Annotated in this window: 16 protein-coding genes; 4 read left to right on the top strand and 12 right to left on the bottom strand. The window is 35.5% G+C overall.

Going from position 1 to position 16,406, the window contains the following annotated elements; translation table 11 throughout:
- Positions 1 to 74: 74 nt before the first annotated feature.
- The 5 genes from PALI_RS06950 to PALI_RS06930 are packed head-to-tail and all read right to left on the bottom strand — an operon-like array spanning position 75 to position 5,685.
- Positions 75 to 1,397, bottom strand: a complete 1,323-nt coding sequence (locus tag PALI_RS06950; protein ID WP_077537912.1) for a Na+/H+ antiporter family protein — start codon at positions 1,395 to 1,397, stop codon at positions 75 to 77.
- Entirely contained in the window at positions 1,394 to 3,382 is a 1,989-nt protein-coding gene (locus PALI_RS06945) for a transglutaminase family protein (protein WP_193155375.1), read from the bottom strand. The genes PALI_RS06950 and PALI_RS06945 overlap by 4 nt, the downstream gene beginning before the upstream one ends.
- A complete protein-coding gene (locus tag PALI_RS06940; protein ID WP_193155374.1) occupies positions 3,379 to 4,368 on the bottom strand; it encodes a DUF58 domain-containing protein in 990 nt (329 codons plus the stop codon). The genes PALI_RS06945 and PALI_RS06940 overlap by 4 nt, the downstream gene beginning before the upstream one ends.
- Positions 4,369 to 4,374: 6 nt before the next feature.
- Complete coding sequence (locus PALI_RS06935; RefSeq protein WP_077537909.1) at positions 4,375 to 5,280, bottom strand: AAA family ATPase; 906 nt, start codon at positions 5,278 to 5,280, stop codon at positions 4,375 to 4,377.
- A 21-nt stretch (positions 5,281 to 5,301) separates the two neighbouring features.
- Entirely contained in the window at positions 5,302 to 5,685 is a 384-nt protein-coding gene (locus PALI_RS06930) for a response regulator (protein ID WP_077537908.1), read from the bottom strand.
- A 374-nt stretch (positions 5,686 to 6,059) separates the two neighbouring features.
- On the opposite strand from PALI_RS06930, the gene PALI_RS06925 reads away from it, so the two are divergent.
- Entirely contained in the window at positions 6,060 to 7,019 is a 960-nt protein-coding gene (locus tag PALI_RS06925; protein ID WP_193155373.1) for a sugar-binding transcriptional regulator, read from the top strand.
- A 407-nt stretch (positions 7,020 to 7,426) separates the two neighbouring features.
- Entirely contained in the window at positions 7,427 to 7,900 is a 474-nt protein-coding gene (locus PALI_RS06920) for a DUF3653 domain-containing protein (RefSeq protein ID WP_193155372.1), read from the top strand.
- Positions 7,901 to 8,028: 128 nt separating this feature from the next.
- On the opposite strand, the gene PALI_RS06915 is transcribed toward PALI_RS06920, so the two are convergent.
- From PALI_RS06915 to PALI_RS06885, 7 genes are all read right to left on the bottom strand, one after another.
- Positions 8,029 to 9,498 carry a DNA/RNA helicase domain-containing protein gene (locus PALI_RS06915; protein ID WP_193155371.1) on the bottom strand — a complete coding sequence of 490 codons (1,470 nt, stop codon included), beginning with the start codon at positions 9,496 to 9,498 and terminating at the stop codon, positions 8,029 to 8,031.
- Between the two features lie 274 nt (positions 9,499 to 9,772).
- Positions 9,773 to 9,961 carry a hypothetical protein gene (locus PALI_RS06910; RefSeq protein ID WP_077537901.1) on the bottom strand — a complete coding sequence of 63 codons (189 nt, stop codon included), beginning with the start codon at positions 9,959 to 9,961 and terminating at the stop codon, positions 9,773 to 9,775.
- Between the two features lie 288 nt (positions 9,962 to 10,249).
- Positions 10,250 to 10,588: a hypothetical protein gene (locus PALI_RS06905; protein ID WP_193155370.1), complete on the bottom strand. Its 339-nt coding sequence runs from the start codon at positions 10,586 to 10,588 to the stop codon at positions 10,250 to 10,252.
- Positions 10,585 to 11,079 (bottom strand): hypothetical protein, encoded by a 495-nt coding sequence (locus PALI_RS06900; RefSeq protein ID WP_193155369.1) that lies wholly within the window; start codon positions 11,077 to 11,079, stop codon positions 10,585 to 10,587. Before PALI_RS06900 ends, PALI_RS06905 begins: the two co-directional genes overlap by 4 nt.
- 261 nt (positions 11,080 to 11,340) lie before the next feature.
- Positions 11,341 to 11,529, bottom strand: coding sequence for a hypothetical protein (locus PALI_RS06895; RefSeq protein ID WP_193155368.1), 189 nt, complete (start codon positions 11,527 to 11,529; stop codon positions 11,341 to 11,343).
- Between the two features lie 11 nt (positions 11,530 to 11,540).
- Complete coding sequence (locus tag PALI_RS06890) at positions 11,541 to 11,942, bottom strand: hypothetical protein (protein WP_193155367.1); 402 nt, start codon at positions 11,940 to 11,942, stop codon at positions 11,541 to 11,543.
- Between the two features lie 96 nt (positions 11,943 to 12,038).
- Positions 12,039 to 12,377 (bottom strand): hypothetical protein, encoded by a 339-nt coding sequence (locus PALI_RS06885; RefSeq protein WP_193155366.1) that lies wholly within the window; start codon positions 12,375 to 12,377, stop codon positions 12,039 to 12,041.
- Positions 12,378 to 12,908: 531 nt separating this feature from the next.
- Between PALI_RS06885 and PALI_RS06880 the strand changes: the two genes are divergently transcribed.
- Positions 12,909 to 13,421 (top strand): hypothetical protein, encoded by a 513-nt coding sequence (locus tag PALI_RS06880; RefSeq protein ID WP_226894508.1) that lies wholly within the window; start codon positions 12,909 to 12,911, stop codon positions 13,419 to 13,421.
- Positions 13,422 to 13,476: 55 nt separating this feature from the next.
- The gene (locus PALI_RS06875) at positions 13,477 to 16,170 is read left to right on the top strand and encodes an ATP-binding protein (protein WP_193155365.1); all 2,694 of its coding nucleotides are present in this window, start codon (positions 13,477 to 13,479) and stop codon (positions 16,168 to 16,170) included.
- Positions 16,171 to 16,406: the final 236 nt, after the last annotated feature.

The following is a 16,406-nucleotide window of genomic DNA, read 5'->3' as shown; positions in this document are numbered from 1 at the left end:
AAAGGTATGCTTTAAACATACCTTTTCTCAAATAGAGCCTCAATTAAACGCACTAATATTTACATCAATACCACTTAAAGCACCATTGCCGCTATCCAACCAAATATTAGTAACGGTATATTAAAGTGCACAAAGGTCGGTACAACCGAATCCCAAATATGGTCGTGCTGCCCATCGGCATTTAAACCTGATGTTGGGCCAAGTGTTGAATCTGACGCAGGGGAGCCTGCATCACCTAGTGCGCCGGCGGTACCGACAAGAGCGGCAGTGGCCATTACTGAAAAACCCAGCTCTAAACACAAAGGTACAAACAAGGCAGCAATAATAGGCACTGTTGAAAATGAACTACCAATGCCCATTGTGATCAGTAATCCAACAAGTAAAATAACGGCTGCAGCTATGGGCTTATTTCCGTCAAATAAAGTAGCGGTACTATTTACTAAGCTCTCCACATCGCCAGTGGCTTGCATAACCGATGCAAAACCCTGTGCTGATATCATAATAAAACCAATCATTGCCATCATTGCAACGCCTTTGCTAAATACGTCGCCATTTTCTTCCCATTTAACAACACCAAATACGCTAAAAATCATTACGCCGACTAAGCCGCCTAAAATCATTGAGCCACTTACGTTTTGTGCAACTAAAGAGGCGAGCACTGCAAATAAGCCAACTAGCATCACTTTTTTAGGATTCTCGACAGCCACTGATTTACTCTCAGTTGTAAGCGACTGTTGTTTGTAATCGCGGCGTTTACGATAGGTAAAAAATACCGCAATAAGTAAACCTATAAACATACCAATAGCGGGTATAATCATTGCCATCGGTACTTGGGTATTAACTATGCTTAAGCCGTTATCGACTAGATTTTTATGCAAAATCGAATACAAATAAATACCGCCAAAGCCATAAGGTAAAACCATGTAGGATGTGGCCAAACCAAACGTTAAAATACATGCAATGGCACGGCGGTCTAATCGAAGTTTATTAAATACCACAAGTAATGGAGGAATAAGAATAGGTATAAACGCAATGTGTACAGGTACCAAGTTTTGCGATGATACGGCGCAGGCTAAAATAATTAATAATATAAAATAACTCAGTACAGTTTCACTGCCGCTATCTTTAGCATTAACCTTAGCAAGTAATTTAGCAGCTAAAATTCGCGTTAAACCCGATTTAGAAATTGCTACAGCAAATGCACCTAGCATGGCATAACTTAAAGCAATTTCAGCGCCGGCCGACAAACCGGAATTAAATGCATCTAGGCTTTCTTTTAAATCTAAGCCTGCAGTTAAACCTGCTACAAGGGCACTGAGTGTCATTGCCACTATGACATTTACGCGGACTAAAGTAAGCCCCAGCATTAAAATAACGCCTATAACAACCGCATTCATATTTTTCTCTTATTTGTGCTTTTAATTAATTTTATCAGATCTTTAGCCTGAGTTTTACGCTCTTTTGTAAATGGCGTTTTAGCATAACGTACTTGGTTAAATAACTGACTAAATTCGATGATTAATAGCCCAACTTCAGGTTTTTTTTGCGAAATATATTCAAGTTGCTGGTTTGGCGTTAAGTGCTCAGGTGCAATAACTTTATTTTTTTGCGCCCAGCGTAAAATATCAAGGTACTCTTTGACGATAGGAGGGGGTTTTGTTTTACTTTTTTGCGGCCAATTTAAATAAACAAAATAGCCTGCAAAGCTAAAACCAGCGATTAAAAGCACCATTAGAGGCACCAGCCAACTATTTTTACTACCAAAAAATGATTTTAAAAAGTCACTTTGCTTTTCGTCATCAAACCCTAAAACCCAGCTAGACCATTTATAATCTAGATTTTCAATCTCGAGTCTTAACCAATTAATAGCAGCAAAGTTACTTAACCTGACTAAACCAAAATCAAGATTACTTTTAAACTCATCATTAAGTTCATCGTTTTGTGAAAGAGATCCATTTAATCGTTCGGGGGCAACAACGGCGGTTGCATCAAAAATAACCCAACCTTCGTTTTCTAAATATACTTCTACCCACGCATGCGCGTCGTACTGACGAACTGTTAGCGTATTATTATCTTGATTTAATTCACCGCCTAAATAACCACTTACTACACGAGCAGGTATGCCTGCATCTCTAAAAATATACGCAGCGGCGCTAGCATAGTGCCCACAAAAGCCACGTTTGTTTTCAAATAAAAACTGATCAATTGTATTATCACCACTCATAGGGGAAGGCGTAAGTGTGTATTTAAACTCTTTTTCTACAAAATACTGTAACAAGGCATTATAGAAATCACGATCTGAATTAACATGCTGCATTAAACCATTAGCTAATTCAGAGGCTTGGCTATTTTGTTTGTGAGCAAGATACGTATAGCGTTTTTTTTCAAACGGCTCAAGCGCAGTACTTTCAAAGTCAAAGCTGCTGACATTGTATTGTAAACTTTTGGCCTGATAATTTTTTTTACGTAATACACCAAGCAAACTGTTGTTTACGTTTTTGCTATTACTCATTGAATAGGCCAATCCGTATAACCATTTTTGGGTAGCAGGCTCTGCAATAATCGTATAGTTCGCCAGCTTTTGGGTATTGTTTGTAACGCTTGAGCTGTTGTTAGATTGATTATTATATTTTAAATAGTCAGACATAAGCCACGCATTGCCATTAAATTCGTCATGCACAATAGCTCGCCAATAATAAGGGGAACTGGGGGCTTGTTGATTAAATGTAGCTCTAAAAACTAATTCGTCAGAATTAGAAAGCTTTGCAATATCAAAGGGGTCTACCTGCTCAGAAAGCCCTGTTTTGGCTAGCTTTGGCCCTGGCAACTGCCAAAATGCAGGGATTTTAGGTAAAAATAAGAGTAAAAATATTGCCAGCGGCAATGCCATTAAAAATAGTTTACTACTTTGTTTTGAAACCATTTTTAAGTTGTGCTTTGACTCTAATAACCCAAGTACAGCAAAGTTTAGTATAAACAAACCACTTATAACTAAGGTTGTTATTATACTTTGGTTAAATAAATACGCAGACGAGAGAGAGAAAAAAGTAAGGGTGATAATAATATGATAATGCTTTTTTGTTTTAGCTTGTAGCAATTTAAAAATACTAGAAAGCAGTAACATAGCAACAAATAATATAACCGTATCGGACATTCCAACACTGTAAATCATTACAACTAGAGAAGAGCCAGCCAATATATTTGCAAGCCATGCATTGGGCTTTTTAGTGTTTCTAAAGGCGATTACAAAATTCCATACAGATAACGTAGCTAGCACACTCACAAATGCAATGGGTAAATGTGCAATAAAAAACACAATTAAAAAGGCGTAGATAAAGCACAATGAAAAGTTAACTATTTTTTCATTTTTGATGTTATTCATAATACATCGCCATCATAAGTACTTAAGCATTCTAAACACTGCTGCTTGTGTTGTTGACCTGTGTTTATTTCTATCGATTTATTTGGCAGTTTTAACATAAAAGAGCTGTTTTGCTCTGTGGCTTCACAGACTAAAAAACACAATTGGCTTAAGCGCTGTTCAGTGCCGCCTGTCATTAAATTAAAATCAAACAAAGCATTTGCTGTTTTAAAATCAACAAATTCTTTTACCAATAACTGTTGAGTTTTAGCATAGTGTTTCCAAGATACTCTATTTAGCCCCATCTCTGGCTGATGAATAACTAAATGTTCAAACTCTTCACTTCCGAGTTTTTTTACTTTGCCATTATCGGCCTGTTCATCAAGTGAACTAACATGTGCATCACTGTGTACTTTTTCTAGCGATGGATAGACAAATACAGTTGCTTGAGGTTGAACGTAACTCCAAACAGTTACTAAACCAAAAGGGTAGTTACTAGCAATTTTAATACGCTGAAAAGCATAACGTCCACGTTGCTCATAAGGTAAATTAAGCGTTGCAGTAACGGCGGTGTTATTTATTTCATCAAGGTGACAATAAGTTTGAGTAATATCCTGATAAATAAGCGATATTGACTGGCACGCATGTGTACTTTGTAAAATAAATTGTGCGCTGGGTGTTTGCGCTGCAAAACTCGAAAACACATTTTTAAATGTGACTGTTAAGCCTCTTACGTTGCTATAACCCATTAAAATAGCTATTACTATTACTACAAACATAAGGTAGGACATTATTAAAATTAAATTATTTTGATAATTAATACCCATCACAAAGTTTAAAATAGCGACAACAATAAAGTACCAACCAAGAGACGACGGTAAAACATAAATAGTGTTATGTTCAAGCGTAATTGAATTTTTTAAATGCTTACTTTTCAAAAGTTTATTAAAAACAGCACGTTTAAATGAGGTGTATAAAGTAGGGCGCTTAATCGATTTTTTTGGCATAAAATTTTATACCGGAACCGACACTGCTTTTAAAATATCGTTAACTTGCGATTCACCCGACTCATTATGCAGCCCTAAGCGATGTTGACACACACTCGTAAATACAGCTTGAACATCTTCAGGTAATACAAAATCGCGGCCATCTATAAATGCCCACGACTTTGCCGCTTTAGCAAGCGCCATACTTGCTCTTGGTGAAAGCGCCGCTGCAAAAGCATTGCTACTTCGCGTAAAATTAACAAGCTCAATGATATAGTCAACAACTGGTGAACTTAAAGTTATTTGCTGAATGTGTGTTTGAATCTGCGCTAATTGTTGCTGATCAATACGTTGTGGTAATTGAGTATAATCACGCTTTTGCATATTTAAAATTAAACGTTTTTCCGCCTCTTTTGGCGGAAATCCCAAGCTAATACGCATTAAAAAACGATCTAATTGGGATTCAGGAAGGGGATAAGTACCTGATTGATAAAGAGGGTTTTGTGTTGCAATAACAAAAAATGGGTTGGGCAGCGTATACTTTTTACCATCAACAGTAACTTGTTGCTCTTCCATTGCCTCAAGTAATGCGCTTTGTGTTTTAGGGCCTGCTCGATTTATTTCATCAGCTAAAACAACTTGGCTAAAAATAGGTCCTTTATGAAACGTAAAGCTATGCTCGCGTGCATTAAATACATTAGTACCTAGGATATCGGCGGGTAGTAAGTCGCTAGTAAATTGTATTCGCTGATACGATAAACCAAGCACAGCCGCTAAAGCATGCGAGAGCGTTGTTTTACCCATACCGGGTAAATCTTCTATTAGTAAATGGCCTTCGCTAAGCAAACAAGTAAGTGCCAATTTAATCTGTTGTTGTTTACCAAATATAACACTCGATAAATCGTCTATAATTGTTGTTACAATACTGCGCATGCTAACCTTTTTATATACCAACTAGTCTATAAGTTCGAGCCGCTTCATTACGGTGTCTACTTTTTTTGCGTTAAATGGTTTTGCAATAAATCCTTTTGCACCCAGCTCCCACGTGTTTTGTACGTTTTCAAAACTGTTATGGCCAGAGCACATTACAACGTGTGCCTGCGGGTAAGTTAAATTTATAAATTCTAAAATATCGGTGCCATCAGAGTCCGGTAAATCAACATCTAAAAAGATAACATTAGGGGACTTTTCATCAATAACCGGTTTTGCTGAGCTAAAATCTACGCTTTCTAAAATATCTTCATAACCTAACTCGGTTAGAATTTGGTTTAGATAATCACGTATTTCTTTTACATCGTCAATGATGAGTATAGGCTCAAGCGGGCGAACAAATTCCATATGTAGGTTACTTCTATTTTTGAATACATCTAAGTGCTTTAATACTAAGCTAACCCCATCATAAGCTCAAGAACGTTGCTTAAAAAACACTAAAAAATAAACTGTTCATAGGTTTGACCAACAGCTTATTTTTAAAGGATTACCTGCATTTATACCTCCTACGAACTTTAAATTACCTTAAATAGCACCTTATTTTAATTACATAATCATATGAAACCTAGGTGTTTTTTATTAAGGAATGGTATATTTACAACTGTAAATAACAAAAACGTTATTGATAATTAGATACTAAAAAATTTATATAGCAGCACATAGAATTAAAATTATGTAATGAAAATAAAGACTTAGTTTTCTTTCTATTCTAAGAGGTTTACGTGGTAAAGCTATCAAATACAGAAATTAGAAAGCTCGATGATGCAGCCAGAGCAGGGTGGCTGTATTATGTTGGCGGTAAAACACAAGATGAAATAGCTAAAAAGCTAAATGTATCTCGCCAATCAGCACAAAGAATGGTCGCATTATCAGTTAGCCAAGGATTAATAAAAGTTAGGCTCGATCATCCTATTGCAAAATGTATGGATTTGGCCGAAAAATTAAAAAGCCGTTTTGGGTTAGATTCGTGTGAAGTTGTGCCGAGCGATCCGTCTGAGCCTTCATCTACATTAGGTTTAGCTCAAGCTGGCGCGGCAGAAATAGAACGTCATTTAAAATCAGAACAACCTAAAGTCGTTGCAATGGGAACCGGCCGAGTTTTACGTGCATGTGTAGATGAACTAAGAACCGTTGATTGTCCGCAACATAAAATTGTAGCAATGCTGGGTAATATGGCTTTGGATGGTTCGGCTTCACCTTATGATGTTGTAGTAAGAATGGCCGAACATACCAATGCAAAACATTATCCAATGCCATTGCCAGTTTTACCAAGAAGCATTGAAGAAAAAGAGCAATTACACGCACAGCAAAATATAACCGGCAATTTAAAACTCGCTAAAGACGCCGATGTAACATTTGTTGGTATTGGTAGCTTAGGTGAAAAATCGCCGTTACATATAGATGGTTTTATTGATGCGCAAGAACTTACAGAATTACAAGATCTTGGTGCTATTGGCGAAATGATTAGTTGGGTGTTTGATAAAAACGGTAAGCTTTTAGATTGCACAGTTAATCAGCGTGTAGCAAGTACGCCATTAAAAACAAATGCTAACAAACAGATTTATGCGATAGCTGCTGGCGAAGAAAAAGTATTAGCCATTTTGGGCGCAGTAAGGTCAAACATGATCAGTGGATTAATTACTAACGAATATACAGCTGAGCGTTTACTAAGTATTGATTGAACAACTGGATAAATAAAGTATCCGTATTAGTAATGTTTGTATTGTAATATAGAACCACTTAATGTCCGATACCGTCTAGTATTGGACATAGCGAGGGCGCATTTAAGCGCTCTTATTATATATGCGTTAACTACCTATAATTTATATTATGTTAAATAGGATGTGGGAGGTTTTATGTGGGTAATTTACCTCCCCTAAGCCTCATTTTTATATGTTTTCTATTTCTCTTGTGTGTTCGGTTAAATCGTAAAAAATAAATATAGCAATCTAAAAAAAGAATGGAAAATTACATATTTATTTATAAAAACACGCTTATCTATGATGATCCCTTTAAAAATCAGTAAGCGATAACACAATGAGCGCCCCTGAGAATCCTCTCGGGTTATTATTTTATGGATCACATTTTTATGAGTACATTTAAAAATTTATTGTTTCGTGCTGGCTTTATGAACTTTGATAAATTAGACAAACGCGCTGTTATGGAGTTTTTACTTATTAATACTGAGCGAACCTTAGAGCGCTGGATAAGTACAGACAAGCCTTGTCCACGTGCGGTGCTAATGCTTGAACAACGAATAAACGGTGGGATGAGCTTTCATAAAAATTGGGATGGGTTTTATATTTGCCGTGAAGGTTATTTGTGGACACCTCACGGAAAACGCTACGAACCTGACTACATAAACAAAATAGAATTTTTACAACGTGCAGCACGCTACAATGAAAGCCATGTAAACGCCCTACAGCATAAAATTGACCACTTACATGAATTGGTTGCAGCCAGTGATACGCTAAAAACCATTGGCAATGATTTAATTAAAATGAGTGAGCAATTTACGCTCAAAGATATTGTGTTGAAATACGGAGATAAAAAAACAGCCTAAAGCTGTTAAATGATTTCTAAATCTTACTAATATAAAAGTTATAGCAAGTACCCTATTGGTAATTGCTATAACTATAGATTGACGCTGTTTTTGTTCCGTTTAAAGTGCTTGTTAGTTGCCTTTCATACCTAGTTTAAAATATTCAAACATCTATTCAGCACTTGTTTGTTTCCAATGATTATTAGCTTTAATCTTTTTCTAGTTCGAGTAATATTTTGAAAAAGCATTTTAACTGAATCATAGTATGTTTTTGATTTGTAACTTAACTTTCCATTTTCGTTGTAAGAGAAGTATTCATCAATAACTACCGCGACATTATCAAACTCTTGGCCAATCACTGTATGTGAATTTTTACTATCAATATCTGAATATGACTCATGATGTTCTTTATCATATTGTGATGGGGTTAATTTGAGAACTTCCCACCCTTCATTACTTATTAAGCGAATATAATTCTTAACAGTGTTTGCATCAGTGAAATAGTCAAAGTCAACATTACCGCAATCTTCAAAAGCAACATCAGTTCTCCTGCTATTAAAGAGGACCTTAATAAAACTAGCAATCTCCTTGTTGGTCCTAATTTTATCTGATAATTTAAATTTTACGATTCCACTTATGGCATCAATTTTACTTTCAATATCAGCAAGTCGTTCCCTAGATGATAATGTTTGTTGCTTATCATAAGAAAATACACATGAGGTATTACTAGATTTAGCATCTATCACTAGTTGCTCTAGTTGGTTAACATATATTCTTTGCGCTTCATCAATCACTACCAAATCTATATTCGACAAGTCATAATTTCTAAAGTTTTTAATCGGGATAATGTTCCACCCTAGTTTGTTTAGTTTATTATGCCCTTCGTTTAATAGTCCACAATGTACGATTGCCGTATTCTTAGTGTTTTTAATACGCTTTACGATATCATACGTTAAAAGTGTTTTTCCCGTCCCAGGCCCACCATTAACTGAAATGAATTCTGTTGTACCTTTATTGATTTTACTGAATACTTGATTTCTAATGTCTTCTTGTTGGTTGGTAAGAAAATACTGATCATGAATGAATTTCTCCGTTGAATTAAAAGGAGAAACCAAGTAGTCGGATGGGTTAAAAAAAACATCAGGGTTATCAAACTTCATCAAATTTTGATTGGTCAGTAACTGTGTCAGCAGTGAAAAATCAACCACTTCCAACTCACTTTTCCCATCAAGTTTATACAAGGTATTCGTTTGCACTACGTAAGTAAAATTATGTACAACTTTTTTAATATGGCTCAAATAATATTTATTTCTTGTTAACTGCTTTTTGACTTTATCTGGCGTACTGCTATTTTTCAGCTCTACATTTATAATGTAGTTACTACCAAACCTTAGCAAATCGAATTCTTTGCTAATATGTTGAATTTTATACCCCACGTAAAAATCATTAAATATATTCAAAAAAGTTAATATTTCATACATTTTCAAAACGAAATGTTTAAGGTCTTCAACTTCGTTATTTTTTATATCTATACCGTAATGTTTGATATACTCGCCATATTCAACAGGTTCAAGACTTTGGTGAGCTTGAACAAGAGATATTATGTTGATACTTTTCATTGATTACATACCTAGAGATTGAAATTTGTGAATTTAACGGTGATAACTCAATATTCGTCATTTAATAAATAAATGCGCATAGAGAGAGCAATTGGCAACTAAATACTCTTATTTATGAGTTTCTATTAATAGCAGATTCAGTAAGTTATTGCCAATTATAAGTATGGTTCTAGGGACAGGCTGTTTTAGGATGAGAAAAAGAGGAAAGTGTCCGCATAGTACGACTATGAGATATTACAGGTAACATTGATTTAAATAGCGTAGGCGCTACGTGTTAAATGCCGACTTTAACACGTAGCGCGGTGATGATTTTCTGCATTTCTTTAATGCATTCTTTTAAATCTTCATTTTGGTTTTGTAAAAAACCAATGTGGGTTCTATTGGTAACAACGACTGTTGTTATAATAATTATCTGCATAATGATAAAAATAAAGTCTTTTAAGTTTAGGCTTAAGCTATCCATTTTTAGCCCTCTTAACCAAGGTGATAAACTGCGGTACGACGTTTTTTAAACTCGCAATGCCCCACACGCCCCCGTTAATGGCTATCCATGTTTGAATTAACCAAGGCGGGACCCCTTCTAAGTTTTTAAAAGAGAGTACTTACTCATAACTACCCTTTGCAATAATTTCTATATGAGCGCCACCTACTTTTCCAAACTCTAACGAACCTTTAGTTGGTATTGCATGATAAACGAATAAATAAATGTTCATAGGATCCCTTATGCTTAAACGCCGCAATATTAAATGCCTTATAACAAATGCTTGAAACTATTTTTTTTGAAAGCAGATTCTACGTAATAAAGAGTCTTTTCATAAATACCCATTTGAATATCATCAAAACTATCTTCATGATTTTCATTATATAAAGGATGTTCGTCATCATAATATGGAAATCTAAGTCGAGCCTTTTTCTTTTCAATAACGGCTAAATCAACTAGGGCTTCAGCCTCTTCTTGACTTAGGAAAACAGATCCTTGCATTTCAACACTTGGAAAAGCCTCTTTCAAAATTAAATAATTTTCTTTATGCACTATCTGAGCTATTTCTTGAATTAGCTCAATTGGCATTACTACATCACGTTTAATCATCCGTTAGACACCTTTGATAATGCTCCAGGGAACTTCTCTATAATTTTCCCATTACGCCCAATTTTTATATCACATGGTTTCATCAATGAAGCAAGTTCTGTAAGAAGAACAGTTAAATCTAATACGCTCATCGGTTTAGATACATTAAGTAAAGGATGATCATAATCCTTCACATTAAAAACTAAATTACCTGGTATTATTGTTCCTTTTGGAATAAACCAAACTTGGCCTTCCAAATCTTTATCTGCTAGTGTTTCTACACTATCAGCAAAAGACAAGCCTTTAATTGGGTTTGGATAAACTGTTTCTAGTTTAGTGTTAGGATCAACCCGAATATCCAAGTCTTTTCTTCTTGGTCCATCAGCCCTCACTAATTTTGGAGTTTTAGTATTTGCTCCACCTCTAAACAGCCCATGTAAATTATTATAAATTTTCCAAACATCTTCAGGACCTAAAGTTGTAAATTGACCTTTTGTTAAAACTATTGACATATTAATTTCCTTTTAATGAGATAATTGAAAAACTAGTAATTGGCATTTAAGAGCCTAATCAGAGAACACTCCCTCTATTATTACGCGAAAATGTCCTTATTTTATGAGTATGTATTAATAGCAAATATAGTAAGTTATTGCCAATTATAAATATGATTCTAGGGACAGGCTTTTTTAGGATGGGAAGAGAGGAACGTTTTCTTATAGTACGACTATGAGATATTACAGGTAACGTTGTTTTTATAGCGTGGGCGCTACGTGTTAAATACCGACTTTAACACGTAGCGCTGTGATGATTTTTTGCATTTCTTTGATGCATTCTTTTAAATCTTCATTTTGGTTTTGTAAAAAACCAATGTGGGTTCTATTGGTAACAACGACTATTGTTATAATAATTATCTGCATAATGATAAAAATAAAGTCTTTTAAGTTAAGGCTTAAGCTATCCATTTTTAGCCCTCTTAACTAACGTTATAAACTGCGGTACGACGTTTTTTAAGCTCGCAATGCCCCCACACGCCGCCGTTTATGGCTATCCATGTTTGAATTAACCAAGGCGGGACACCTTCTAGGTTTTTAAAAATTTCAGCGCCATGTCCTGGCGAAATAACTGTTATTAAAATGGGCGCGGTAAACATGGAGTAACTAAAGAGCCGTAAGGTTTTGTCTTTATCCTTTAAACTTTGCATTTCCCAGTTGTGGTTATTATCAACGCCCGACTGAACAAGTTTTGTTTGCCCTGTGATGACGGCCAGCTCTCTATCATGCTCGGCCTTTTTGATTTTACCGCGATATTCTATGTACGTGGTGAGGGGGGCAAAAATGCCACCCAGCCAACTAAAAAAAGGGTTTGCTTTAGTCATCGTCTAAAATCCCTTTGGTGTGTTTCTTCACTTGATACACAGCAAAGGCCCCTATTAATGCCCCTGCTACCGCTGTGATTAACCATGTTTTGTTTATCATGCGAGTGTTACTCCCTCACGGGCTTGGTGAAGATTAAACGCCCCTTTTGCGCCTTCAAAATCTGACATGGCGAGCATCAGTTCGGGGGAGAGGTGCTCGGGTATCGCATCATATGCCGTAATACCTAATCGTTGTCCCACGTACTTAATGTAGTTTTGTGTGAGGTTAACGTACGTTTGGCCGTTGTGTTCACCGTTTGCGGGTGCCCAACGATTTAAAATAGTCTCAAGCGTGTATGCGTTGTACTTATTTTTGTATGTCATCAATAATTTATACGCGGCACGAAACCCAAACGCCGGCGTTAAAAACTCCTCATCGCTTTTTTCTATGTTCAATATGTTAGCGAATCTCTTAACCAGAGTTCAGCTTAGGCAAAATTGTTGCGCCTAATTTATATGGCATAAGTCCACTTTTTACTTTGATGATAAATTAATGGGACATGAATATACTTACCTAAAATAAATGTAATATAAAAAGACGTTTACTGACCTATACGTTTGACACTACTATTGTTGGTATTGATTTCAGCGTTTTTTAGCATTTAAGTAAAATACTTGAAGTTAAAAGTAACAAAGCACTATTTGCTTTAGATGTTATTAACTCTGCTGTAATTAATCGCGTATCCTCGAAAGATATTCAACTGACACTTGTTGCTGCTGATTTATTGGCAGTAAATACGTTGGTTGAGAAAGTTTGAGAGGAGTTACATTTAACTAAAAATTTGCCTGTAGAACGTGTACTTAAAATTTGTAATAAGTTAAGACCGATGCTTATTCAAAAAGCTTTTAAGCATGATATGAATAAAGTCTATGTTAATACTATTGCAAAAAGCACGTTGTATATGGCCTAAAGAATGGAAACTTAATATGTTAAAAAAATCATTAACGTTAGCTTGTCTAACGTGTTTAGCACTATCAACAACTATGGTAAGTGCATCAGAGCCACTTAAAGATCGTGCTGTTATTCAATATATGAGTGCAGATATTTTACTGCCAGATAACTCAATGCTTAACGTTGATATGAGTTTTGATTGTGGTAGTGATTTTTCTAAAACGGCGATGATCATTACTAGTGATGCAGGTGCGCATTTACTTGCGACAGCATTTGCGAGTATGTATGGCAATGCTGCTGGGGATCAAGTTCTGCATAGCTGGAATACTAAAGTGAATGCAAGCGACCCTCGTAAACCAACATTCTTAGTTGTGACCCCTCCTGAAAATGCACATGAAAATTGGTATAAAAGTGCGATACCAAAAAGCGTTACAAAAACGTTAAATTACCAAACAAGCTCATTAACATCAGATGATTTAGAAGTAACGATGCCAATTGTAAAGCCATATTGCGGCTCTAGAGACCATATACCTACAGTGTCGCAATAAGCCCACTAGGAATAGTGTAAGCCAATTAATTGGCAATAATAAGATGGACACCATTATGAAAAAGTTAATATTTTTACTCTTATTTATGTTGGGTAGTTTTAAATGTTTTGCGTTTAACATGCAACATTTGAACGCTGCTACCCAAGATAATAACAAGAATATATATTTTTCTTCGCATGATGGTGTCTATCGTTTTGATGGTAGTCATTATCTTAACTTATCAACGTTTTCTGATTTACCTAGGCGCTGGACCAGTGATGTTATTTTTCAATCACCAGGCTTTTTGTATATAGCGTATAAAGAGAAAGACGTATGGCAATTTAACTTAAACACGCTTGAAGCAACAAAGCTTAGTGATATTACTGCAATTAAATTGGCCGCTAATAATACGCATTTATTTATGTTAGGGAGAGAGCAATTAGCTTTACTTGATCTAGAAACATTAGAAGTTATTAAACCGCTAAGTAAAAAAACAAAAATGTTTGATGTATCTGCATCAGCTAACCACGGCTATGTTATGGCAAATGACGGTGTTTATGTTATTAATGCCAGTAGTACGCGATTAATAGATAATACAGATGTTAATAAGGGGGAGCTTGTTGCAACACCTTATGGTGTAGTTTATTTTTTAAATGATCATATGACTTCATATTCATATTTAAACGACGTGAAAATTGTTAATGACGAAATTACAAGTGCAAGACATCTACGTTTTTCACCTCCTTATTTTTTGTATTATGTTGACCGAGGTTCTATAAATCAAGCTGAAATAAATCAATTATCGGTATTACAAAAAAGCATAAACCCAAGGCCACAAGCTTATAAAGACTTGTTTGTTGATGATGAGCAGAACCTATGGGCATTAGATGTTAGTCACTTTGAGGTTGTTTCATCAAAGGTTAGGCTCGATCGCCTTACGGCTGCTTCTATTTATAATGTTATTGCAACAGTGAATGATAAAACTTGGGTAGGTACTGATGACGGACTCTATGCATATTCAGATGGCAAATATTCAGCACTTAATAATTTAAATCAGCAAATATCAAAACTTGGTTTCTCTGTCACGGCATTACAGCAAGAAAGCGGTACCGTATTAGTTACAACTAATTTAGGTGCTTATGTTATTGACCTAAATACTGAGGTTGTGACACAGTTTTTTAAAGGTTATGTGATTAACCTAGCCATTATTGATAAACAAATTTACTTATCAACTAATGATGAAGGTGTGCAAATATTTAGTTCGGATCTTTCTCAAATTGATTCTGGGTATATCAATAAGTTCTTACCGCATGAGATTGTTTGGGCAACTAAAAAGCTTAAGGGTAAACTCTACATAGCAAATGAAAAAGGATTAATATCTTTCAACGATCGTGGTGATGCATCGATTGAACTTGAAAAATATGCACCTGTAGCTGATGTGCAATTGTTAGGTAATACGCTTTTTGCCGCAACTTATGGGAATGGTTTATTTAAAAAGGTTAATGGTAAGTGGGACTCAGTTGTTAGCCCTCTATACATTAATGAATTACATTCATTAAGCCAGGAGCTGTATTTATCTACCAATCATGGTATTCATAAGTTTAGTTTAGATGATGCGTACACTAACCTTTTAGAAGGTACTGGCGATCATTCTTTTACACCAAATGGAATTTTAAGTATTAGCGATAAAATTGTTGCGGTCAGCAATCAAGGTGTAATAAGAGTAAAAAGAAAGAGGCATGAAATCGTACCAAATAGCGGTATTAGTTACATTCAAACAAACACTAAAACTTATCTAAACCCTGAAACATTAAAGGTTAATAACTCTGCTTGGCTCGATATAGCTTTAACTAATTACATCTATACATTAAATGATCATATTAATTATCAATACCGCTTAAATATGAGTGAATGGCACGATATCCCTACCCCACTAATTCAATTAAACAAGCTAAATCCTGATGCTTATACTCTTGAATATAGAAGCAGAGTCGATGGAGCTGTTTGGAGTAAACCACAGTCATTTAGTTTTGATGTGAGTGGAGCATGGTATAGCTCAAATAGTGCAATGTGGTTTTATGCCTTTATAGCCATTGGGCTGATTATATGCATTACTGGCTTTATTTTCTTTTGGTTACAGAGTTTTCATCGTGTTTTTAAATCACACCAAACACAATTGCAGCGCGAAGGTTTAAGCGTTGCTGCCATTAACTTAGCAAACGGCATTGATTTATGTAATGGGAATGAAACTAGGCTGTGTGATGGATTAGTTAAGCTTAAAAAAGCACACGATATTTTAAATCCTATTGCAAATAGTCATGCAAGTTTAGGCCATAACGACTTGGCTACAGCTATCGATATGCTTCATGTTAAATGTTTATCAAGGGATGGTATTGACTCTGAATTTAATGTGACGCTAGGTAAAGATGTTCTTACCAAGCAACTGCAATGTGATATATACGCGGTTTTATATCATGCTGTTGAGAATGTATTTAAACATGCAAGTGCGACTAAGATCACTGTGCACCTAAATAAAGTGGGTGACAAATTAATATTGCAAATAATTGACAATGGCAAAGGCTTATCAATACTCACTCGCTCTGTAAATTTTGGCCTTGGTTATTATGTTATCAATAGTATAGCCAAAGAATATAAGCAACCTATTAAACGTTCTTCTAGTAGAAAAGGCACGAAAGTGGTTGCCCAGTTCCCCATAATATTACAACCTAAGCCTATTCAGAGCAGAACTAAAAATGCGCAATTTATCTAACTTTAGAAATGTTCGCTTTGGTAGCGAAACAGCAGCCAACACCTTTATTAGCACCGAGGTAAGTGGGGAAAAGCCTGACGCTTAACTAATCCGTCAGTGTTGCCAAGTTTTGATCAAGGGGGAAGTCTCCGCACATTTAAAAAATTATTATTTCGTGCATGTTTTATGAATTTTAGTAAACGCAACGATGGCGTTTTTATTCATTAAAGCCATTGGTAATGATTAAACTAAAATGC

Source organism: Pseudoalteromonas aliena SW19 (assembly GCF_014905615.1).
Taxonomy (GTDB): Bacteria; Pseudomonadota; Gammaproteobacteria; order Enterobacterales; family Alteromonadaceae; genus Pseudoalteromonas; species Pseudoalteromonas aliena.
This window is presented reverse-complemented; position numbering and strand designations above follow the sequence as displayed.

Bases quoted from the DNA above. Each gene is read 5' to 3' on its own strand.
- PALI_RS06880 (WP_226894508.1), top strand. From the start codon at position 12,909: ATGTTAAAAAAATCATTAACGTTAGCTTGTCTAACGTGTTTAGCACTA.
- PALI_RS06950 (WP_077537912.1), bottom strand. From the start codon at position 1,397: ATGAATGCGGTTGTTATAGGCGTTATTTTAATGCTGGGGCTTACTTTA.
- PALI_RS06935 (WP_077537909.1), bottom strand. From the start codon at position 5,280: ATGCGCAGTATTGTAACAACAATTATAGACGATTTATCGAGTGTTATA.
- PALI_RS06900 (WP_193155369.1), bottom strand. From the start codon at position 11,079: ATGTCAATAGTTTTAACAAAAGGTCAATTTACAACTTTAGGTCCTGAA.
- PALI_RS06905 (WP_193155370.1), bottom strand. From the start codon at position 10,588: ATGATTAAACGTGATGTAGTAATGCCAATTGAGCTAATTCAAGAAATA.
- PALI_RS06910 (WP_077537901.1), bottom strand. From the start codon at position 9,961: ATGGATAGCTTAAGCCTAAACTTAAAAGACTTTATTTTTATCATTATG.
- PALI_RS06940 (WP_193155374.1), bottom strand. From the start codon at position 4,368: ATGCCAAAAAAATCGATTAAGCGCCCTACTTTATACACCTCATTTAAA.
- PALI_RS06895 (WP_193155368.1), bottom strand. From the start codon at position 11,529: ATGGATAGCTTAAGCCTTAACTTAAAAGACTTTATTTTTATCATTATG.
- PALI_RS06875 (WP_193155365.1), top strand. From the start codon at position 13,477: ATGAAAAAGTTAATATTTTTACTCTTATTTATGTTGGGTAGTTTTAAA.
- PALI_RS06920 (WP_193155372.1), top strand. From the start codon at position 7,427: ATGAGTACATTTAAAAATTTATTGTTTCGTGCTGGCTTTATGAACTTT.
- PALI_RS06890 (WP_193155367.1), bottom strand. From the start codon at position 11,942: ATGACTAAAGCAAACCCTTTTTTTAGTTGGCTGGGTGGCATTTTTGCC.
- PALI_RS06945 (WP_193155375.1), bottom strand. From the start codon at position 3,382: ATGAATAACATCAAAAATGAAAAAATAGTTAACTTTTCATTGTGCTTT.
- PALI_RS06930 (WP_077537908.1), bottom strand. From the start codon at position 5,685: ATGGAATTTGTTCGCCCGCTTGAGCCTATACTCATCATTGACGATGTA.
- PALI_RS06915 (WP_193155371.1), bottom strand. From the start codon at position 9,498: ATGAAAAGTATCAACATAATATCTCTTGTTCAAGCTCACCAAAGTCTT.